This is a genomic window from Rhodoferax sp. SPJ21 (assembly GCF_058216335.1).
This window is the reverse complement of record NZ_JBYZMO010000002.1, coordinates 223,323-244,202: the sequence shown is the minus strand read 5'-3', so window position 1 is coordinate 244,202 and position 20,880 is coordinate 223,323. Positions and strand designations below refer to the sequence as shown.

General features: G+C 60.9%; 18 protein-coding genes and 1 pseudogene. 12 read left to right on the top strand and 7 right to left on the bottom strand.

Translation table 11 applies throughout. From position 1 onward, the window contains the following. Positions 1-6: 6 nt before the first annotated feature. Positions 7-882: an EamA family transporter gene (locus tag AC4BBN_RS08950; RefSeq protein WP_490591636.1), complete on the bottom strand. Its 876-nt coding sequence runs from the start codon at positions 880-882 to the stop codon at positions 7-9. Positions 883-922: 40 nt separating this feature from the next. Next, on the bottom strand, positions 923-2,203 hold the full coding sequence (gene lplT / locus AC4BBN_RS08945) for a lysophospholipid transporter LplT (protein ID WP_490591635.1): 1,281 nt from the start codon (positions 2,201-2,203) through the stop codon (positions 923-925). 289 nt (positions 2,204-2,492) lie between these two features. Here lplT and alr point away from each other — a divergent pair, with 289 nt between their 5' ends. Beyond that, positions 2,493-3,614: an alanine racemase gene (gene alr, locus AC4BBN_RS08940; protein ID WP_490591634.1), complete on the top strand. Its 1,122-nt coding sequence runs from the start codon at positions 2,493-2,495 to the stop codon at positions 3,612-3,614. Between the two features lie 61 nt (positions 3,615-3,675). Here the strand turns inward: alr and AC4BBN_RS08935 are convergent, their stop codons facing one another. Next, positions 3,676-4,218: a gamma carbonic anhydrase family protein gene (locus tag AC4BBN_RS08935; protein ID WP_490591633.1), complete on the bottom strand. Its 543-nt coding sequence runs from the start codon at positions 4,216-4,218 to the stop codon at positions 3,676-3,678. Between the two features lie 131 nt (positions 4,219-4,349). On the opposite strand from AC4BBN_RS08935, the gene AC4BBN_RS08930 reads away from it, so the two are divergent. The 3 genes from AC4BBN_RS08930 to AC4BBN_RS08920 all read left to right on the top strand — a co-directional run bounded on the left by AC4BBN_RS08930 (position 4,350) and on the right by AC4BBN_RS08920 (position 7,675). After that, positions 4,350-5,783: a lipopolysaccharide biosynthesis protein gene (locus AC4BBN_RS08930; RefSeq protein WP_490591632.1), complete on the top strand. Its 1,434-nt coding sequence runs from the start codon at positions 4,350-4,352 to the stop codon at positions 5,781-5,783. Positions 5,784-5,924: 141 nt separating this feature from the next. Then, a complete protein-coding gene (locus AC4BBN_RS08925; protein ID WP_490591631.1) occupies positions 5,925-6,611 on the top strand; it encodes a class I SAM-dependent methyltransferase in 687 nt (228 codons plus the stop codon). Next, entirely contained in the window at positions 6,584-7,675 is a 1,092-nt protein-coding gene (locus AC4BBN_RS08920) for a glycosyltransferase (RefSeq protein ID WP_490591630.1), read from the top strand. Before AC4BBN_RS08925 ends, AC4BBN_RS08920 begins: the two co-directional genes overlap by 28 nt. A gap of 84 nt (positions 7,676-7,759) precedes the next feature. Here AC4BBN_RS08920 and AC4BBN_RS08915 read toward each other — a convergent pair whose 3' ends face one another. Next, positions 7,760-9,712, bottom strand: a complete 1,953-nt coding sequence (locus AC4BBN_RS08915) for an alpha-amylase family glycosyl hydrolase (protein WP_490591629.1) — start codon at positions 9,710-9,712, stop codon at positions 7,760-7,762. Positions 9,713-9,895: 183 nt separating this feature from the next. Between AC4BBN_RS08915 and AC4BBN_RS08910 the strand changes: the two genes are divergently transcribed. Continuing rightward, positions 9,896-10,861, top strand: a complete 966-nt coding sequence (locus AC4BBN_RS08910) for an AraC family transcriptional regulator (RefSeq protein WP_490591628.1) — start codon at positions 9,896-9,898, stop codon at positions 10,859-10,861. A gap of 708 nt (positions 10,862-11,569) precedes the next feature. Here AC4BBN_RS08910 and AC4BBN_RS08905 read toward each other — a convergent pair. After that, entirely contained in the window at positions 11,570-12,595 is a 1,026-nt protein-coding gene (locus tag AC4BBN_RS08905) for an IS110 family RNA-guided transposase (RefSeq protein WP_490591627.1), read from the bottom strand. A gap of 99 nt (positions 12,596-12,694) precedes the next feature. Between AC4BBN_RS08905 and AC4BBN_RS08900 the strand changes: the two genes are divergently transcribed. The 5 genes and pseudogenes from AC4BBN_RS08900 to AC4BBN_RS08880 all read left to right on the top strand — a co-directional run. Then, complete coding sequence (locus AC4BBN_RS08900) at positions 12,695-13,267, top strand: LysR substrate-binding domain-containing protein (protein WP_490592843.1); 573 nt, start codon at positions 12,695-12,697, stop codon at positions 13,265-13,267. Positions 13,268-13,386: 119 nt separating this feature from the next. After that, a complete protein-coding gene (locus AC4BBN_RS08895; protein ID WP_490591626.1) occupies positions 13,387-14,223 on the top strand; it encodes a DODA-type extradiol aromatic ring-opening family dioxygenase in 837 nt (278 codons plus the stop codon). Between the two features lie 32 nt (positions 14,224-14,255). Continuing rightward, positions 14,256-14,813, top strand: coding sequence for an ester cyclase (locus tag AC4BBN_RS08890; protein ID WP_490591625.1), 558 nt, complete (start codon positions 14,256-14,258; stop codon positions 14,811-14,813). Positions 14,814-14,925: 112 nt separating this feature from the next. Beyond that, positions 14,926-15,687 (top strand): glucose 1-dehydrogenase, encoded by a 762-nt coding sequence (locus AC4BBN_RS08885; protein ID WP_490591624.1) that lies wholly within the window; start codon positions 14,926-14,928, stop codon positions 15,685-15,687. Between the two features lie 43 nt (positions 15,688-15,730). After that, positions 15,731-16,036, top strand: a pseudogene (locus AC4BBN_RS08880) (NADPH-dependent FMN reductase); the annotation flags it as partial. 302 nt (positions 16,037-16,338) lie between these two features. Here AC4BBN_RS08880 and AC4BBN_RS08875 read toward each other — a convergent pair. Next, positions 16,339-17,601, bottom strand: coding sequence for a YXWGXW repeat-containing protein (locus tag AC4BBN_RS08875; protein WP_490591623.1), 1,263 nt, complete (start codon positions 17,599-17,601; stop codon positions 16,339-16,341). Between the two features lie 444 nt (positions 17,602-18,045). Here AC4BBN_RS08875 and AC4BBN_RS08870 point away from each other — a divergent pair, with 444 nt between their 5' ends. Further along, positions 18,046-18,264, top strand: coding sequence for a hypothetical protein (locus tag AC4BBN_RS08870; RefSeq protein WP_490591622.1), 219 nt, complete (start codon positions 18,046-18,048; stop codon positions 18,262-18,264). A 365-nt stretch (positions 18,265-18,629) separates the two neighbouring features. Here the strand turns inward: AC4BBN_RS08870 and AC4BBN_RS08865 are convergent, their stop codons facing one another. Then, the gene (locus tag AC4BBN_RS08865; RefSeq protein ID WP_490591621.1) at positions 18,630-19,544 is read right to left on the bottom strand and encodes a LysR family transcriptional regulator; all 915 of its coding nucleotides are present in this window, start codon (positions 19,542-19,544) and stop codon (positions 18,630-18,632) included. Between the two features lie 97 nt (positions 19,545-19,641). On the opposite strand from AC4BBN_RS08865, the gene AC4BBN_RS08860 reads away from it, so the two are divergent. Then, the gene (locus tag AC4BBN_RS08860) at positions 19,642-20,844 is read left to right on the top strand and encodes an MFS transporter (RefSeq protein ID WP_490591620.1); all 1,203 of its coding nucleotides are present in this window, start codon (positions 19,642-19,644) and stop codon (positions 20,842-20,844) included. Positions 20,845-20,880 lie beyond the last annotated feature (36 nt).

Genomic DNA, 20,880 nt, shown 5'->3' with positions numbered 1-20,880 from the left:
GCTTGCTTATTCGCTACGCGCTGCCAACACAGACGCCAACAGTATCAACGCCGCACCCGCGAGGGTGCGCAGCGACAGGGTGGCTGCACCCAGTGCCACCGACGATACGCTGGCGAACACGATCTCGGTCAGCATCACGATGGAGCTGTTGGCCGACGACATGCGTGCCGCGCCGTATTGCAGCCCCATATTGCCGAAGAAGAACAACAGCCCCATGACCGCGATAGCGCTGGCCCAATCTAGCTGCAGCGGGGGAATAACGGGCACCAAGCCAAACTGCGCGCCCAAGGAGGCCGCCAGCGCGGGTATCAGTACGCCGCCAGCAAACATGGCGCCCATGCGCGCGGTGCCGGGCACATGCTGCAGGCGGCGCAGCTGCACATTGGTCAGCGCAAAGCTGAAGCCACCCAGCAAGGCCAGCGCATCGGCCGCTGAAAATCCCTGGCCGGCCAGCGCCCCCAAGCCGCCAGCTGGCCACAGCACCACCAGCACGCCGACCAGTGCCAGCACCAGGCGCAGCAGCGCGGCGCGTGTGGGCCGCTCGCCCAGCACCAGCCAACCCAGTAGCACGGCCCAGCCGGGCATCAGATAAAACAGCAGCACCACGCGCACCACATCGCCAATCGCCACCGCCCAGTTGAATGCCGCGTTGCTCAGGCCGGTAGCCAGTAGCAGCAGCCACAGGCCAGGTTGGCGCAGCATGCCGCGCGAGGCGGCAGGGCGGGCCAGCAGCAGACCCAGCAAGGCTACGGCGTAAAGCAGCGAGGTGGACCACAGTGGATGCAGGCCCAGCTGCTGCAGCTGGCGGAACGGCCACCAGGACACGCCCCAGATAAAGGCGTTGAGCACCAGCGCGAGAACGGGGAGCAGGGCGGCAGGCATGCGAGAGGGTACGCCCAGCCGCAGGGGCGGGCGCGGGAGGCTAGTGTGTGTTGTCGGTACGGGCCAGCATCAGCAGATGGTCAACCTCGTCCTTGTACTTGATGCAGTTGTTGGCGTGCCAGCGCTTGATCAGCCACATGAAGCCGGCCACCACCAGGCCAAAGGCGGTGATGGCGCCGAAGGAAGACAGGCCCAGGCCAGTGGACACGCTGTAGAACGCGCCCAGGGCCAGGATGCACAGCTGCTCGTTGAAGTTTTGCACCGCGATCGAACGGCCCGCACCCATCAGGTTGTGGCCCCGGTGTTGCAGCAGCGCGTTCATCGGCACCACCATGAAGCCGCCCAGGCCACCCAGCACCACCAGGAAAGGCACGGCCAGCCAGACGTTGTGGATGAAGTTCATCAAGATCACCAGCAGGCCCATTAGCAGGCCCAGCGGGATCACCTTGGTGGCCGTGTCCAGCCGCATGCGCATGGACGCTGCCACGGCGCCGGCTGCGGTGCCTATGGCCACCACGCCCAGCAGGCTGGTTGATTGGGTGATGCTGTAGCCCAGGGCGGTGGCGCTCCAGGCCAGCACGATGTACTTCAAATTGCCGCTAACACCCCAGAACAGTGTGGTGGTGGCCAGGGTGATCTGGCCCAGCTTGTCGGTCCAGAGGCGGGAGTTGCAGCGCCAGAAGTCGGGCAGCAGGGCCAGCACATTGCTTGGCATGGGGCGCATTTCCACCCCGGTATCGGGGATGCGGGTGTTGAACCAGGCGGCCAGCGCGTATACGGCGATCAGTACGCTCACGGCGGCTTGCGGCGGGGTGCTGATGCCGGTGTCAATGAAAGGGAAGTCCAGCGCCAACAGCTTGGCCGATACCGCCGGCCCCACCAGTTGGCCGCCAAACAGCACGCCCAGAATGATGGAGGCAATCGTCAGGCCCTCGATCCAGCCATTGGCTTGCACCAGCTGCGAGGCCGGCAGCATCTCGGTCAGGATGCCGTACTTGGCCGGCGAATAGGCCGCCGCACCCAGTCCCACCACGGCCGTGGCCAGCAGCGGGTGGATGCCAAACAGCATCATCAGGCAGCCCACCATCTTGATGGAATTGCTGGCCAGCATCACCTTGCCTTTGGGGAAGGCGTCGGCCAGCGCGCCCAGCCAGGGGGCCAGGATCACATAAAACAGCGCAAACATGGGTACCAAGGCGGCCTGTTGCCAGGGGGCACCTCCGGCACCTCGGATCATCGCAATCGACGCCACAAAAAGCGCCTGGTCGGCCAGTGACGAGCAGAACTGCGCCGACATGAGGGTAAAGAAACCGCGCTTCATTAAATGCTTGTGGCGGCATCAGTTGTGCTGATGCAGGTTGATTTAAGACAAGTCTCCAAAGACAGCGGGTTATATCACGCGCTGGAATGCCAAAATCCCGGAATAACCATTCCCCCCAGGCTTCGCGCACTGCGTGTCGCTTTCGCCAACCCCCTACAGGGGGCGAACCCTTGTGGCCCGGCAAAGCCGGTTCCACGGGGTCCCTTGGTGTGAGCGTTCTGACTCTGCAGCTTGGGGCGAAATAGTCAAAGTCCAGCAACCCTATTTGTCTGCCCTACCGGAACCCCCCATGCCGCGTCCCATCCAGGCCACCATCCATACCGACTCTTTGCGCCATAACCTGGCGCGTGCCCGCGCCGCTGCGGGTGATGCCCGGGTCTGGGCGGTCGTCAAGGCGAATGCCTACGGCCACGGCATCGAGCGTGTTTTTGAGGGCCTGCGCGGCGCTGACGGCTTTGCGCTGCTGGACCTGAACGAGGCCGAACGCGTGCGAGCTCTGGGCTGGCGCGGCCCGGTGCTGCTGCTGGAAGGCGTGTTCGAACAGCGCGACCTGGAGCTGTGTTCGCGCCTGGACCTGTGGCACACCGTCCACTGCGATGCCCAGATCGACATGCTGGCCATCCATAAAACCAATGTGCCGCACCGCGTGTTCCTGAAGATGAACAGCGGCATGAACCGCCTGGGCTTCACGCCCGAGCGCTACCGCTCGGCCTGGACCCGCCTGAACCTGCTGCCCCAGGTGGACGAGATCTCGCTGATCACCCATTTCAGCGACGCCGACGGCCCGCGCGGCATTGCCGAAGCCATGGCGGTGTTCAACGCCGTCACGGCCGACTTGCCTGGCGAACGCAGCGTGGCCAACAGCGCCGCCACCCTGCGCCACACCCCCGGTGCGCCGCTGCAGCAGCCCACGCTGGCGGCCCAGGTGGCGGGCGACTGGGTGCGCCCCGGCATCGCCATCTACGGCAGCGCGCCCGACTTCCCAGCCTATACCTCGGCCGATTGGGGTCTGCAGCCGGCCATGACGCTCACTGCAAAAATCATAGCTACCCAAGATCTACAGCCGGGCGCTACCGTGGGTTATGGCTCCAACTTTGTGGCCGAGCAGGCCATGCGTATCGGCATCGTGGCCTGCGGCTATGCCGACGGCTACCCGCGCATCTGCCCCACCGGTACCCCGGTGCTGGTGGACGGTGTGCGCAGCCGCACCCTGGGCCGCGTCAGCATGGACATGCTGGCGGTAGACCTGACCCCCACGCCCCAGGCCCATATCGGTACACCCGTCACCCTCTGGGGCCGGGCTGCGAATGGGGCGGTATTGCCGATCGACGAGGTGGCGCAAAAGGCGGGCACCGTGGGTTACGAGCTGATGTGTGCGCTGGCCCAGCGCGTGCCGGTGGTGGTGGAGTAAGTCGAGTTACTCTTATTTTGATAGCTGGCAGCGCAGGCGCTCATTGCGCTGGAGGCTATTTTTATATTTGGGCTTCGCTGGCGAGGAAATTGTCTTTCACCCGCACATAGTGCTCGGCCGAATAGCGCAGGTAGGCGATTTCTTCGGGGGTGAGCGCCCGAACCTTGGTGGCCGGCCGGCCCATATACAGGTAGCCGCTTTCCAGCACCTTGCCCGGGCCTATCAGACTGCCGGCGCCGACCATGGTGCGCGCCGGTACCACCACATCGTCCATGATGATGCTGCCCATGCCGATCAGGCACTCATCGCCAATGCTGCAGCCGTGCAGGATCACCGAATGCCCAATGGTTACGTAGTTGCCGATCAGCAGCGGCGAGCCCTCGGGCTTGCTGGCGCTCTTGTGCGACACATGGCCCATGCTCAGGTCCTGGATATTGCTGCTGTGGCCAATGCGTATGCGGTTCACATCGCCCCGCAGCACGGTGTTGCACCACACCGAGCTGTCGTTGCCGATATGCACATCGCCGATGACCTGGGCCGAGGCATGGATGAATACGCCGTCGGCGAGCTGGGGTTGGGTGTGGAGATAGGCGGTCAAGGACATGGGCTAGGCTCGGAGGTGGCTGTGCGATACTTTAAAACAGGCGGAAGCGTAGCCTATCCGCAGCCGTCTACCAGCCAACGCGAAGCCTCGCTGGCCTGGCGACGCTGACCGTTCAGTCCGCAACGAGCACTATGTCCACCCGTAAATCGCTGTTTTTTTCGTTCCTGGACCGCTATGCGAGTCTGGCCATTTCAGTGGGCTCGTCCATGGTCATTGCCCGGCTGCTGACGCCGGCCGAGATTGGGGTGTTCTCCGTCACCATGGTCTTGCTGATGCTGGTCGCATCGGTGCGCGACATGGGCGCCGGCCAGTATCTGGTGCAGGAGCGCGACCTCACCATCGAACGCATCCGCGCCGTCTGGGCGGTTCAGTTGGGATTGGGCGTCGGGCTGGCCTGCCTGGTGCTGCTGGCCAGCTATCCGGTGGCCTTGTTCTACAAAGAGCCGCGCATGCGGGACATCATGCTGGTGATCGCGTTGAACTACGCTATCAATCCATTTGGCTCCCTGACCTATGCCTGGCTGATGCGAGAGATGCGCTTCGAGAACGTGGCCTTGATGCGGTTTACTTCGGCTGTTTGCGGTGCCTTGGTATCTGTTGGGCTTGCGTGGCTCGGCCATGGTGCCATTAGCCTAGCGTTTGGTTCTTTGACTGCTACTCTGGCCAATGCGCTGATGGCTTCCTATTTTCGGCCTAAGTTTTTTCCTTGGATGCCGGGCTTGGGTGAGGTCAAACGGGTCTTGTCGTTCGGCTCCAAACTCACTGCTAGCTCCGTCATCGGGATGGTGTCTGGTGGTTCACCCGAACTATTGCTTGGCAAACTTCAAGACCTGACGGCAGCAGGTTTGTATTCGCGTTCGAACGGTTTAGTCCAGATGTTTAACCGGCTCATTACGGATGCCGTAGGCTCGGTATGTCTGCCCTGGTTTGCTAAACAATCGCGTGAGGTGGGCGATTTCGTGGCGCCGTTCTTGAAAGCCACGGCCTATGTGTCTGCGCTGGGTTGGTCGTTTTGCGTGTTAATAGTTTGCTTGGCCCACCCTATCGTACGTGTTTTGTATGGCACCCAATGGGATGCTTCTGTGGATTTGGCACGGTATTTGGCGGTGGCTATGGCTTTTAGCGTACCAGCTGCTTTATGCAATGTCGCCTTGCTGTCATCTGGCGCAGTGGAAAAAATTGCCCGTCTGACAGTGGTGAATGCATTGCAGACAGTTGCACTTGTGGCGTTGGGGGCATCACAGGGATTGCTTGCCCTCAGTATTGCTGTGATATTCAGTTCCGCCGTCAGTGCGGGCTACACGCTACGCATTACTTCACTTCACCTTGGCTTTTCTGTGTACAAGTTGCTTCCTGCATTGCGCTCGAGTGCGCTGGTAACTCTGTGTGCATCCATAGCGCCTTTGCTAACGGTTCTACTATATGGGCCCTATCCGAAGGCATCGTTGCTCCCGCTTACGCTGGGAGGCTTTGGCTCTTTGGCGGGATTATTCTCGGGTGTTATGTTCTTCAAACACCCGTTGCATGAAGAGTGGGCTGCGATGTGGGGGAAATTCAAGCGTTAGGAATAAGTGGTTTTTAGGTATTTTCGTGGCATTAAAAAAGGTTCTAATGAAAATATCTAAAACGTGTGCTCGCAAATTTGTGAGTGTTTATTGGTTGCTAAAGTGCATCCGAAATTCGCTATGCCAACCTAGGAGTCGTAATTGTCTGCTATATCAAGTCAGCGAGATGCCGCATATACCACGTCGCGGCCTGATGTGTGTGACATGGTACCGGCGGAGGCGCGCCGTATTCTGGATGTTGGCTGCAGCAATGGTGCACTCGGACGTTTTTTACAGCAAGCTCAGCCTGAGCGCAGAGTATCCGGCATAGAGTTTGACGCAGTTTTTGCGCAAGAAGCTGCAAAGCATCTTGAATATGTGGTCCATGCGGACCTCAATTTACTTGATTGGCGATTGGCGTTTGGCGATCGTCGCTTTGACTGTATTATTTTTGCGGATGTTCTAGAGCATTTGATTGATCCTCTAAGCTGCTTGCGGCAAGCCGTACAGCACTTGCAACCGCAGGGCTGTTTCGTAATTAGCCTTCCGAACATCAGACACCTTTCCGCAATGAGCGCCATCTTTTTTAAGGGACATTTCCCTCAAAGGGACCGTGGAATTTTCGATAGAACACATCTACGCTGGTTTACTTATGCAGATGCATTGCAATTGCTTGAAGATTGTGGATTGGAAAACAACGCACACAGCGCAGTTCTGCGCTGGGGTGATCGTGGCGGTGGCCGCATGAATCGTCTGCTCAACCGACTACCCATGTCTCTCCAACGGTGGCGGCCTGTGCGTGAGTTTCTTGGTTATCAGATATGTCTTTCCGCAAAAATAGCGAGATGACTTCCCGATGTGTTGGATTTGTTCTGTGTTCCAGTGTCCAAGATCCAATTCCGAGTACACGGATCGCCGTGCTGAATATGTTGTCGTATTTGCGATCAGCAGCGTGGCAAACCCATATTCTTTTTGAACCATCTATTCCAAGCGAAACGCCAGATATTACCGGCGTGGTGGAGCGTGCTGTGGCGGCCCGGTGTGAGATCGTGGTATTTCAGAAAGTAAGGGGGGCTGGAGCGGAGGCATTGGCGCAGCATCTGCGAACGGCCGGGATCCGAACGGTTTATTTGGTGTGTGATCTGGTCGATATACCCATGGCCACAGCGACAGATGCAACTGTCGTAGTCACAGACTATCTGAAGTCACTATATCCTTCTACGCTACAAGACCGCATTTATTCGGTGCATGACGGTATTGAAAGGCCTCATGCATGCAAGCGTTTTGCTGGTGTTGATGCCAACGCACAAGGAAGACCGCTACAAGCCGTGCTGGTGACCTCCTCTGCTCTTAGAAGTGTGCCGGTATTAGATCAAGTGCCCGCATGGTTGAGGGTGCGCATCGTGGGGCGGTATGCGAGCGGCCTTCAGCGCTGGCGTGAGCTGTACCGTGAATGGCTTCAGCAACAACCTTCAGCGCGTCTGGCTTATTTTCGTTTTCTGACGGATCGGCGTATTTCATGTATTCCATGGCATCCCGACCTTGTGTATTGTGAAATGCAGAAAGCTGACATAGGCATCATTCCGATCGATACCTACCCAGCGGCACAAGGCTCTAACTTGCCGCCAAGCTGGAAGGTCAAGTCGGAAAACCGACTAACCATGAAAATGGCAATGGGCCTACCTGTGATTGCTACGCCGATACCATCTTATGAACCAATCATAGAACACGGTGTGAACGGATTTTTTGCGCGCTCGGCGCAGGATTGGCAGATTTGTTTTAAAGCATTACGCGATCCAGATCGCCGCCTTGAAATGGGGCAAGCGGCGCGAGCATCCGTAATAGAAAAATACTCGATGGACGCACAAGCAGCCAAGTTTCTTGCAGTGTTGCAGGCGGTTTGTGGTTTATGAAATATTGATTTTTCGCTGGCAGAAACCCTTGCGCGTTGCACATGGATTCGGGCGAGTTCGAGTCAACTCCACCTAAACGTTCGACTAACTTTTCGCCGCTTTGCAATCCAGCCAAAGCACCTGGTAAGGCGCAAGGGAAAGTCCACCCCGCAGCGCATGCGCTTCGTTCGTCAGCAAGTCCACCGCGCTTTCGGGCTGGGCGCTGAAGACGACGGCCGGGCACTGCTGCGCTTGCTCGCTGAAGTTGGCCAGCACCAGCACATGCGCCCCTGGCGCGCCGCGCATATAGCCCAGCACGCTGGGGTTGCCGGCGCGAAAGCCGGTGAGGTGGCCGCCGGCAAACACCTCTAGCGACTGGCGCACCTCCACCATGCGGCGCAGGCCCTGGTAGATCTGGCCGGGCACGCTGTTCTTTTTGGTCCGCTGCGCGTATAGGCTGGCGGCGCGGGCCGGGCGGTGCACCCAGCGGCTATCGCTGGCCTTGGCCGGGTCGCTCAAATAGCTGGGGTCGTTGGGCGTGCCCACTTCATCGCCCAGGTAAATCAGCGGTATGCCGCCGGTGCTGAGTGCCACACTGTGCAGCAGCAGAATGCGCGCCGGGGCCAGCGGGTCGCCCTGCTCGATGCCGGCCAGTGAGGCGCAGGTGCCGCTGATGCGGCAGTCGCCAGTGGCGGGGTTGTCCTGGAACGGCACGCCACGGGCGAAGCTGCCCTCGAAGCGGTTCACATAAAAGCGGTTCAAAAACTGCCGGTGCGGAAAGCCCTGGATGCCCAGCTGGATGGCGTCCTCGTCGGCAAAGGTCCAGCCTATGTCGTCGTGGCTGCGCACATAGTTGACCCAGCTGGTGTCGGGGTCCAGGTTATGGCGCTGCTCCAGCGCCTGCTGTAGCAAATTCACCTCGCGCGTGGCCAGGCTGTTCCACAGCAAGGCCATTTGCAGAGGGTTGTACGAGAGCTGGCATTCCTGGGGCGAGATGTACTTGACCACGTCGTCCGGATGCACGATGGCCTCGCTCTTGAACAGCATGCTGGGCGCGGCTATGCGCACCAGCGCGCTGAAGGCGCGGATCACCGTGTGCGCCTCGGGCAGGTTCTCGCACACCGTGCCCAGGCGCTTCCACACAAAGGCCACCGCGTCCATGCGCAAAATCTCGGTGCCCAGGTTGGCGATGGCTAGCATCTCGCCGGCCATGGCGGTGAACACGGCCGGGTTGCTGTAGTTCAGGTCCCACTGGAAGCTGTTGAAGGTGGTCCAGACCCAGCGGCCATCGGGCAGCTGCGAGAACGCGCCGGGGTGCTGGTCGGGGAATATCTCGCGCACGGTTTTGTCATACGCGTCAGGCAGCGTGCGGTCGGGAAACAGGTAGTAGAAATCGGCGTACTGCGGGTCGCCGGCCACGCAGGCGCGGGCCCAGTCGTGCTCGTCCGAGGTGTGGTTGAAGATGAAGTCCAGCACCAGGCTAATGCCCTCGGCGCGCAGCGCAGCGGCCAGTGCCTGCAGGTCGGCCATGCTACCCAGGGCGGGGTTCACCTCGCGGTAGCTGCTGACCGCGTAGCCGCCGTCGCTATTGCCCGCCGGGCATTTGAACAGCGGCATCAGGTGCAGATAGGTCAGGCCCAGTTCCTTAAAGTACGGAATCTGCTTCAGCAGCCCCTTCAGATTGCCCGCGTACAGGTCCACGTAGCACACGCCGCCCAGCATCTTTTGCGACTGGAACCAGCGCGGATTCTTCTCGCGCTGCACGTCCAGCGCCTGCAGATCGACCGGGCGCGCCAGCCAGGCGTCGAAGCTCTTGGCCAGCAGATCGACCAGGAAATCCAGAAAGTCCGCCCGCGCCCCATACAGCGGCGCCAGCTCGGCCAGCAGGGTGGGAAAGTGCGCGTCTAGCCGCGTGGCGAAGGCCTTCCAGGACTTGCGTGCGGACTTGGCTTCGGGGCGGGCGGCCAGCTGGGCCGTGACGTGTTGCTGGGCGAGCTGGGTTTGGTGGGCGAGGGACAGCATGGGCGGGCGTATTCCGGTGGTCAGAACAAGTTTCAAAGCGCTTTGAATGTAGCAAAGATTGAAACCTGCTGGTGCCTCCTGGCACACAGGGGAAACACCAGGGCAGACGCAGGCCTACACCATCTCTGTCTACACATAAAAACCGCCTCTAGCGCAGATAGTATCTGCGCTGGTAGCTACTTTTTTGGTAGCAAACCAGTGGCGCTACACTGCGCCACCATGGACTCACCCACCTTGCCGCACAGCCATGCCGTGGAGTACGCCCAGCGCATGAACCGGGTGCTGGACCATATCGACCGGCACCTCGATACCCCGCTGGACCTGGCGGGCTTGGCCGACGTGGCGCACTTCTCGGCCTTCCATTTCCACCGCGTGTTTGCCGCGTGGATGGGCGAGACCCTGGGCGACTACCTGCGCCGGCGCCGGCTGGAGGTGGGCGCGCTGCAACTGGCCCGCCTGCCGCAGGCGCCGGTGCTGCAGATCGCGCTGGCCGTGGGCTTTGGCTCGGGCGAGGCGTTCGCGCGGGCCTTCAAGCTGCGCTTTGGCTGCACACCCAGCGCCTGGCGCGCCGCCACGCCGCAGCGCTGGGCGGACGAGCTGGCCCAGGTGCGCCGCCAGCAAGACCGCAATCTGGATCAGGCCCAGAGCAATAGCGATCAGGCGGCCCGGGCTGGTTCCAGCAACCATCGAAGCCTCAACCACTCGGAGCCATTTATGGAAGTCAGCATCGCCACCTTGCCCCCTGTCCGCGTCGCCTACATGCGCCACATCGGCCCTTACGGTGCCACCATCAGCCGCTTCTGGGCCGAGCAGTTCATGCCCTGGCGCAGCGCCCAGGGGCTGGACGGCGCGGCCTGCTACGGCATCGGCCGCGACGACCCCCACATCACCCCGCCAGAACAGTGCCGCTACGACGCCTGCGTGCAGGTGCCCGAAGACTTTGTGGCCCGCAGCCCGGTCAGCGCGGCGCAACTGCCTGGCGGGCGCTACGCCTTGGGCGCGTTTCGCGGCACGGGTGTGCAGATCGGCCTGGCGTGGAGTGAGATGCTGCGCGACTGGCTGCCCGCCAGCGGCATGCAAGGCGACGCACGGCCCTACTTCGAGCACTACCCGGTAGGCAGCTACTACGACCCCGCGACAGGTGTGTTCTCCTGCCAGATTTGCCTACCTGTGCGGCCCCTGTAGTTTTTAAAGAAAATAGGGCTCTGGCGCAGGTAAGGCCTGCACTAGCAGCTATATATTCAATAGCAAAATCTTTCTGCAGATAGGTTCTGTCACCGGGGCTGGCATAACTGTGTGGATACTTTCCCCATAAGGTCCTACTTATCCCCAGCAATTGCAGAGGCGCCCAACTTATCCCTGTAGCGGTAGCAGATGCCAAGCAAGGTCACGCACACCTGTTCACGCTGGCTAAGTACCCGGTAGCGCTGGAGAAAATGGCCTTATCCACACAAAGGCGCTGTGCTTACTACTACTACTATCTTTTAAATAAAAGAATTAAGTAAGAAGACAGCACACAGCAAGGTTCTCTTTGACGACCCGGTGCGCTGCTGTTTTGATAGCGTTTTCTTGCCAGCAATCCAAGACGTAGCGCACGCAATATCTGCGGTAGCAGCTACCTAAGGCGACGCTTATATGGGCGCCTCCCGGATTGCAAGAACTCGTGTGTGTGAAGGTTCAGGAGGCAGGGCGGCAGTCTTATATCCGGCCTGTTGCGCAGGCTGATACGCCTGCAGGCCCTGATGGTTTTCGCTAACGGGGTTCCCATCTGAACATCGAGCTTGATGCTCTTGCGCCTTATCGGAATGTCCCCGTCCCGGTCCGACCTGTCTGTCCCATCACACGCGTGGTCGCTTGCTCTCCTTCAAACTGGTTGTTTCGTAAGTTTCATCTTTAACGCGCGGCCTGCCACGCTTCAGGCCTCCAAGCCTGTCCGCGTGCCAGTACGGCCCAGATCGTTCGCGCCAACTTGTTCGCTACGGCTGCGACCGCCACGCTGTACGGCCGACGTTGCAACAAAGCCGTCAGCCATGGCCATGTCGGACCATCCTTGGATCTAACGACGACGGCTCGCGCGCCGTGCATGAGGAGCGTGCGCAAGTAGGCATCGCCACGCTTGCTGATGCCGAGCTGCCTCACCCGTCCACCCGTGCCAGTCTGGCGCGGAACCAATCCGACCCATGCGGCAAACTCCCGTGCGTCCTTGAACGTCGATGGGGTTCCCATGCTGGCGACGATTGCCGTGGCCGTCAGAAGGCCCACACCGGGAATTTCGGCGACCGCCTTGCAGGCTGGCATTTCCCGCAATTGCAAAGACAGCCTGCGCTCAATGAGGCCAATGTCTGCCTGCAGTTGCTGGACTCGCCTGAGCTGCTCGTCCAGGCTGTCCATGAACATCGCTGGCAGCCGTGTCTTTGCGTCGCACATGGCGTCAGGAAAGGCCTTAAGCAGCGCCGCATGACCTTCCGGCAACACGATGCCGAACTCGTAGAGCAACCCTCTGAGTGCGTTGGTTTGCATGATGCGAGTCTTCATGAGCTGTGAGCGCATCCGGTGCAGCGATAGCACTATCTGCTGGGCCTCGCTCTTGACGGGCACGAAGCGCATTCCCGGCTGACGGCATGCGGTCCAGATCACTTGAGCGTGCGCAGCGTCGGTCTTGTTGCGCTGAACGAACGGGCGTACCTTGCCCGGGGAGATGAGCTGTACCTCGTGGCCCAGTGCCATCAAGGCTCGGCCCCAGTCGTGTGCGCCGCCGCAAGCTTCCATCACGATAAGCGAAGCAGTGCGATTGGCAAACCATTCGAGCAGCTTGGCGCGCTTCAACTGCAACCTCTCAATGCACCCGGTGTCCATCTCGACCCAGTGCAGCTGAAACACCTTCTTGGCAATGTCGACGGCAATGACGGTACGTTCCATGATGGTCTGCGTTTCGATGTTGACGATGGGATCTCCAATCTGGCACTACCCAGGGCGCAGTGCAAGTAGCGGCAGGAGGGAGGCGCCCATGCCATCTGAATAAGTCCCCGCGAGGCTGCGTGCCCTGGATCGGGATGGGATGCAAGGCGCAAACCGCAGACCGCCCTCAGTGGCTCTGCACCGCTGCCCGCGGACATCGTGGTGCGGGAAGTAACCAAGAGCCACGCAGTGCTCTATGCCGCGCCAGCCTATTTGAAGAAATTTGGCGAACCCAGGCTGCCGAGCGACTTGGGTGCACACCGCATGCTGCGCTTACGCTTGGCGAGTGGACGGATGGATCCATTAAAACTGATGAGCCCCGAAACTGGCACCCCGGACGTACTGGTCGAAACCCCTGTGGTCCTCATCGCAGACCATACCGACACATTGTTGCGTGCAACGCTGGATGGGGGAAGCATCAGCAGCCAAGGAGAGGATATTGCGGCCCCATTTGTCAACAACCAACAATTGCACAGAGTGGTTGCGCCTTGGATCACCAACCGTCTCAGCCTCGTGGCGGCATATCCCAATCGCAAATTTCTGCCCGCAAGGGGACGTGTTTTTCTGGAGCACCTGATTGCGCATGTGCGGGCCAATATGGCCCAAGCTACAGCACGTGCCCAATCACGCTAAGGCGTGGTGGGGGTTGATTATTGACGTTGCGTCAATAACGCATGGATGTGCGCCCTATTTTTCTCGAAGGCCACCGCTCTTAAAGTCAGGAACAACAACCTGACTGATTCGGGCAAAAAATGACTGAAACTACCGGCGCAGCACGCATGCCCGTCTACTTCCTTTCCCACGGTGGCGGCCCTTGGCCCTGGGTGGACGGCATGAAACAGATGTTCGCGAAGACCGCCCGAGAATTTGCGGCATTGCCGTCGCGCCTACCCGCCAAACCCAAGGCGGTACTGATAATCACCGGCCACTGGGAGGCAGCACGGTTCTCGGTATCGACGTCTGAGCGTCCACCCATTGACTACGACTATTTCGGCTTTCCGGAACACACCTACCGCTTGCAATACCCGGCACCTGGATCGCCGGCACTAGCAGGGCAGATACAGCAACTGCTGGCCAAAGCCGGATTCGAATGTGCCGGCGATGCGGGCCGAGGTTTTGACCACGGTACTTTCGTGCCGCTGAGTCTGATGTATCCCGATGCCGATGTGCCGATCGTTCTTTTGTCTCTCAGGAGTGACTACTCCGCGGTTGACCATATTCGCGTGGGCGAAGCCATCAGCAGCTTGCGCGACGACGGTGTATTGATCATGGGCAGTGGCTTAACGTACCACAGCATGCGCGGCTTCGGCCGCAGCGCGTCGACACCGGTTGCCGAGGCATTTGAGGCGTATCTCAACGCCGCTATTGGCCAGCCCGATGCCGCAAAGCGCAGCGACATGCTCGTCCAGTGGGAGCAAGCGCAGGGTGCACGCTTGGCACACCCACAGGAAGACCATCTTCTGCCACTGATGGTGGTGGCAGGTGCTGCCGGTCAGGACGTAGGCCACCGTGTTTTTGTGGATCACGCAATGAGCGTGGCGATGGCATCGTACCAATTTGGCGAATCGCGTGTCTCCGCTTCGGCTTGAAGCATTTCTTATTCTTTTCCAAGGTATTGACCATGAAAACTCTCGTTTCTTCCCTGATTTTGGGCTCCGCATGGTTTGCGGCTTCCACCGCCTTTGCACAATCTTCGTCGGAGGTGGACGCCATGAAACAGCAGTTGGCCAACGTCATGAAATCGCGACAAATGGAGACGGCCCACTTGGCAAACTTCGATGATCTAGATTTCAATGTCTACAGCGGCCAAAAGTGGGATGAGCTTCAAAAGAGCCATTCGAAGGACATCACGGTGCATTACGCGGACGGGCATGTGAGCAAGGGCATTTCGTCGCACATCGACGAATTGAAAGCCCAGTTCGTGTTTGCCCCTGACTCGCGTGTAACGGAGCATCCCATCCGCATTGCGTCCGGCGATTGGACCGCGGTGATGGGAACCTTTGAGGGAACTTTTAGCCAACCCATGCCGATCGGTGACGGCAAAAGCATTCCTGCCACCGGCAAGACGTTCAAGATGTCCATGACCACCATTGGACATTGGAAAGACGGCGTGATGGACGAAGAGTGGCTGTTTTGGGACAACTTAGCCTTCATGAAGCAGGTCGGCATCGCACCTTGATGGCTCTTTGGGCTGTCGAAGACCGAACTTGGGCTCAAAACCATTACGGGTATCTGGCTGGGAAAGCCCGAGCCATCAAAATTTTTTTACGTTAACAAATCAAGGTTGAAACATGTTGAACCCCTCATTTTTCGCAGGCAAAGTTGTCCTGGTCACTGGCGCGAGCAGCGGCATTGGTCGAGCAACCGCGCTCGCCTTTGGACGAAACGGCGCAAAGGTCGTGATTGGCGACTTCGACGAGAAAGCGGCCGAAACCGCCTCACTCATCACCCAGGAAGGTGGAGAAGCGCTATTCGTGAAGACCGATGTCAGCCAGGCCAGCTCGGTCGAGGCACTAGTCCAGGCGACGGTCAGTGCGTATGGCCGTCTTGATATTGCCTTCAACAATGCCGGTCTCTTGCCCCACACCGCTGACCTTGCGGACATGAAGCTGGAGGATTTCGACCGCACCATTTCCGTCGATCTTCGCGGCGTGTTCCTGTGCCTTAAATACGAGATCAGCCAAATGCTTAAGGACGGCGGGGGGGCGATCGTCAACACAGCATCTGTTGCGGGTCTGGTGGCAGATGCGGGCATGTCGCCCTATGTCGCCGCCAAGCACGGCGTCGTGGGGCTAACCAAGGCCGCCGCGCTGGACTACGCAACCCGCAACATCCGGGTCAATGCCGTTGCCCCCGGGCTGGTCGCCACGCCCATGACGCAACGGTGGCTGGCCGATCCCGCCTTCAAGCAGAAACTGATGGAAAACAGCCCGATCGGCCGGCCTGCCGAGCCTGAGGAAATCGCGGGAACGGTGCTGCACCTGTGCTCAGACGCTGCTTCTTTCGTGACTGGTCAAACCTACGTCATCGACGGCGGCCAGACTTCGCACTGAAATTCCGAACCGTGCGATCCGCAACGACCCTGGACACATTTCAATGAGCACAGAAATCAACATCGCCGTTATCGTCGGTAGCCTGCGGCGTGATTCGCTGACCCTCCAGTTCGCCAGAGCCTTGATGGCATTGGCTCCCGCCTCCGTGAAAATGGAGCTGGTGCCGATCGGCGAGCTCCCACTTTACAACCCGGACCTCTAAAATTCGGAGCCAGCGGCTTGGAGTGCCTTTCGGGCGCGCCTTCGTGCCGTGGACGCTGTGTTGTTCGCGACACCTGAATACAACCGGTCCCTGCCTGGCGCGCTGAAGAACGCCCTCGACGTGGGGTCCAGGCCTTATGGAGCAAGCGACCAGGCGTGTGATAGAACAGACAGGTCGGACCGGGACGGGGACATTCCGATAAGGCATAAGAGCATCAAGCTCGATGTTCAGATGGGAGCCTCGTTAGCGAAAACCATCAAGGCCAGCGGGCGTATCAGTCTGCGCAACAGGCCGGATATCACAGAGGCCATCACCTACTACCGCCTGATGAAGGCGCAATGCCCACAGTTGAAAATCACCGCCCTCTTCGACCCGAATATGAGGGATGCGCAGACCGCGAGGGACTTGTTCAGCGTTGCCCGAATGCACAGCACTCTTTGAACACCTTCTTAGGGTTTGGCTTCGCTTTCCTCTAGCTTTCTTTTTTCCTTATCTTTTTCCTTGGCGGCTCTGGCTTTTTCATCCGCGCCGTGTTGGTGGCCTTCGGCGTGGCGTGCGGCATCCTGGGCAGCTCTCTCTTTCTCGGCCCTTTGCATTTGTTGCTGTTGCAGGGCGCGTGCCTTCTCCTGCGCGGCCTCGGCCTGCGGTGCCACAGGCTTCACGGCTTCTGCCGGTCTGGGCATATCGATGGGGCGCCGTTCGGCCTCGACGGGCCGTGCCGCGCTGGCTGGGGGCTGGGCGGCGGGCATGGGCAAGAAGTGCTGCGGCGGCGTGGCTTCTATGTTTGGTAGATTGGCGGCGGCATGGGCGGGCATCGGCTGGGCGGGCGGGCGTTCAGCCGCGGAAACCGGTGGCGCGGGCTTGGCGGCAGGGGGCGGCGCTGGCATGCGGACCGCCGGGGCCTGGGCGGCGGCCAGGTGGGCCAGGGCCGGCACATGGGACTCGAAGGCCTGGCCGCTGGCGGTGGCGCCGGCCGGGGCCACGATGGTCACGTTCGTGATGTTGGTGACATGGGTGATGCGCTGCGCGTTATTGACCGTGTTGTTCACCGTGTTGTTGCTGTTCACCTGGTTCTGGATGTGCATGCCCACATGCGTCACCGGCGGCGCGCCCACCACCACGGCCGGTGGCGTGCCTATCGGCGCCGGGATGATCAGGCCCAAACGTGAGCCGGGTGGCGCGGGTACGAACACACCGGATGGCCCCTGTGGCCGTGGCCCTGGCACGTTACCGCCGATGTTGATTGCCACGTTCAGGCTCAGCGTGGGCGGCGGCGGCACAAACACCACGCCGGGTGGCGACCAGTGGCCGGTGATGAAGACCACCACGCCGTCACGGTTCTCGTAATAGGGGTGGACCCAGTGGTACTCGGGATGCGGCGGTGGTGCCCAGCGCCCGGTGGCCCAGACCCAGCGGTCCTGCCAGGCCCAGTAGCCGCCGATCCACACCGCGCCGGCAAACGGCATGGGCGGCGGCGGCTCCACCAGCATTGGCGGCGGTGCCGAGGCAATCACCACGGGCGCGGGCTGGTACAGAGGCGGCTCCACATAGACGCTGACCACCGGGGCGGCGGGGGCGGGCGCCGGTGCATAGGCCACGGGCGGCGGCGGGCTGACGTAAACCCGCTGGGGCGGGGCTTGCACCACGCAGCCCGCCACCGCGAGGGTGGCCAGGGCGAGCACGGTGGGGCGGAGCAGTTGGGTGGCTTGCATCGGTGCTGGTCAGAAGTGGACTTGCTCTTCCAACGTGCCGCCGGGCCGGTACGCCGACCAGTGTGCGCCCTGTTCACCGGGATTTTACCTCTGTGAGTTTGTGTGAGAATTTATAACAAATGAGGCGCTGGCGCAGGTTTTACCTGCGCGAGTAGCTATGAAAAAGAGAGCTACTTTGGGCTCTGGTTACGTGCGAGCACGGACTCGCAGGACGTGGCCAAGCCGCTGCACGACATGGTTAAGTCCTTTGCTTTTTGGCCGCAACGGGCCCAACGCAGTCTTTCGTTGTTCCTTGTACAAGCACATGCCCCACCTTCACCTGAAGGGGTGGGTTTGAATATGTGACGAATTCCACAACTTGTAACAGTGTTTGCTGCGGGTCTGTGGCCATGCTCAGAACGCGTGCTGATAGGTTGCAAACTAGGGTTTTCAGGGCCTTTACCGATGCATCAGCAGATCCGTTTCAACGGCAATATTCGCCGCGTAGCCATCATTTTGGCTAGCATTTTTCTTGCAGTCCACGGCGCTGAATATCTCGATGCTGAACACTTCTTCGATTCACAACCTACGCCGGCTGAACAAAAAATAGCTTCTCCTGGCAGCAAACCCATTACCGCCCAGGCCACTGACGCGGCGTTGCAAAAAAAAGTTAGTTTGAAATAGGAGCCGCACAATCCTCACCGGCAGGGGACGGGAATTGCCTCATGACCCGAAACACTGCTCCTGGCCGATAGCCGCTGACCTAGGCCTGCCACATATTCAGTTCACTGAAGCCTGCCCAACGTCACCCAGTTATTTGGGTTTCGAAAAAGCTTATACAAAACATGGCTTCCGCGCAGTTTTTATATGCGCTGTAAGCTATCAAATATAGAGCAGATACCCTGCTCAAGCCATCAATACCGGCTTGAGCTTTTGCTGGGTTGCTCCAACCAGTACAGCATTACCAGCCAGTCAATCAGCCGCCACCACCCGCTGTTCGGCCAGTGTGCGCCTTCCTCCATGTGCGGGATGTCGGCTAGGCATGATTTTTAAGTCATGCGGTCCAACCCCTGCAGCAGATCAGCGCGCACGATGTCGGAAAAGCGGCGCAGCTTGGCCGGGTAGAACTGGGCGTAGGGGTACAGCAGGTACATGGGCAGCGGGGCTGCGTGCCATTCGGGCAGCAGGTGCAGCAGGCGGCCGGCTTTGACGTCGTCGGCCACCGCCCAGGCGGATGCCACGCAGACGCCAAGTCCCATCAACGCGGCGTTGCGCAGGGCAAACAGGCTGTCGGTGCTGATGCGCGGCTGCAGCGGCAGGCGCAGTTGCTCGCCGTCGCTGTGCTGCAGGGTGATGTCGTTGCGGTAGAAGGTGCGCAGGGCCAGCCAGGGCAGGGCGCCCAGCTGGGACGCGTGCGTGGGCGGCGGCGCGTCGCCCAGCAGCGACGGTGCAGCCACCACGATGCGCGGGATCTCGGCCATCTTCACCGCCACCACGGCCGGGTCTTCTACGGTGCCGACGTGGATGGCGCAGTCGATGCCGTCGGAGATGAAGTTGGGCGTGCCGTCGTGCAGCAGCCATTCCACTGCGACGCGCGGGTACTGGCGCAGGTAACGGGCCAGTGGCGCGATCAGCTGCTGCTGGCCAAAGGCGTGCGGCGCCATCACGCGCAGCGTGCCCTCGGGCAGGTCGTGGCTGCCGCGCAGGTCGGACTCGAAGGCTTCCCAGCGGCCCAGCAGCTCCTTGGCGCGGTCAAAGCAGCGCGCACCGTCTTCGGTCAGCTGCATGGCGTGGGTAGAGCGTTGCAGCAGCTTGATGCCCAGCGAGCGTTCCAGCGCCTGCAAGCGGCGGCTCACCGTGGGCTGGGTGGCGCCCATTTGCGCGGCGGCGGCAGACAGGCTGCCGGCCTCCACGATGCGCACAAAGGTTTGCATCAGCTCAATACGGTCAGGCGTCGTCTTCATACGCACAGCGTATAACAATTCTGCCCAGCGGGGGCGTTCCCAGGCGTGGCGCTTTCCAAGACACTTGCGGCATTCTGCAAAAGCAAGGGTTTTCACCATGTCTTCCACCGTTTTAACGCATAACCAACCAGCTGCCATGCCCGGCGCGCTGGTGTTGCTGCTGGCCGCTGCCGCCGGCCTGGCCGCTGCCGCGCTGTACTACAGCCAGCCCATGCTGGGCGTGCTGGCCAGCGAGTTCAACGCCAGCCCCGGCACCATCGGCCTGGTGCCCACGCTGACCCAGCTGGGCTACGCCGTGGGCCTGCTGCTGCTGGCGCCGCTGGGCGACCGCTTCGACCGGCGCCGCATCATCCTGGGCAAGGCGGTGGTGCTGACCCTGGCTCTGTTACTGGCTGCCGCTGCGCCGAGCATCCAGGTGCTGCTGGGCGCCAGCCTGGTGATTGGCCTGTCGGCCACGCTGGCGCAAGACATCGTGCCCGCCGCCGCCACGCTGGCGCCCGAGGCGCACCGTGGCAAAACCGTAGGTACGGTGATGACCGGGTTGTTGATGGGCATTTTGCTGTCGCGCGTGGTGTCCGGCTTTGTGGCCGAGCATGCGGGTTGGCGCGGTATGTTCGCGGTGGCGGCTACCAGCATTGCGCTGCTGGGTGTGGCTGTGTGGCGCGGTTTGCCACGCTTCAAGGCGACTACGCAGATGTCCTACATGGCGCTGATGGCCAGCCTGTTCACCTTGTGGAAGCGGTACACGCCGCTGCGCCGGGCTGCCCTGGCACAGGGCCTGCTGAGCGTGGCCTTTAGCGCCTTCTGGTCCACGCTGGCGGTGATGCTGCATGCCGCTCCCTTCCATCTGGGCAGCGCCGCTGCCGGTGCCTTCGGCCTGGCCGGCGCCGCCGGCGCCCTGGCCGCGCCCCTGGCCGGCCGGGTGGCTGACCGCAAGGGCCCCGAGGTGGTAACGCGTTTGGGTGCGGCCCTGGTGGTGGCGTCCTTCCTGGCCATGGCCCTGGGCGAAACCGGCGGCAGCAGCCCGCTGTGGCTGATTGCCGTGGGTGCGGTGGTGTTTGACCTGGGCGTGCAAGCCAGCCTGATCGCGCACCAAACCATCATCTACAGCCTGGAGCCCGCCGCCCGCAGCCGTCTGAACGCGGTGCTGATGAGCAGCATGTTCATCGGCATGGCCAGCGGCGCCTGGCTGGGCAGCCTGGCCCTGGGCCAGTATGGATGGCAGGGCGTGTGCGGACTGGCGGCGCTGGCGGCGACGGCGGCCTTGGTGGTGCGGATGTGGTCTAAAGCCCGGGCATAAAATAGGCCGTACTTGCTGATTCCATAAGCGCAAGCA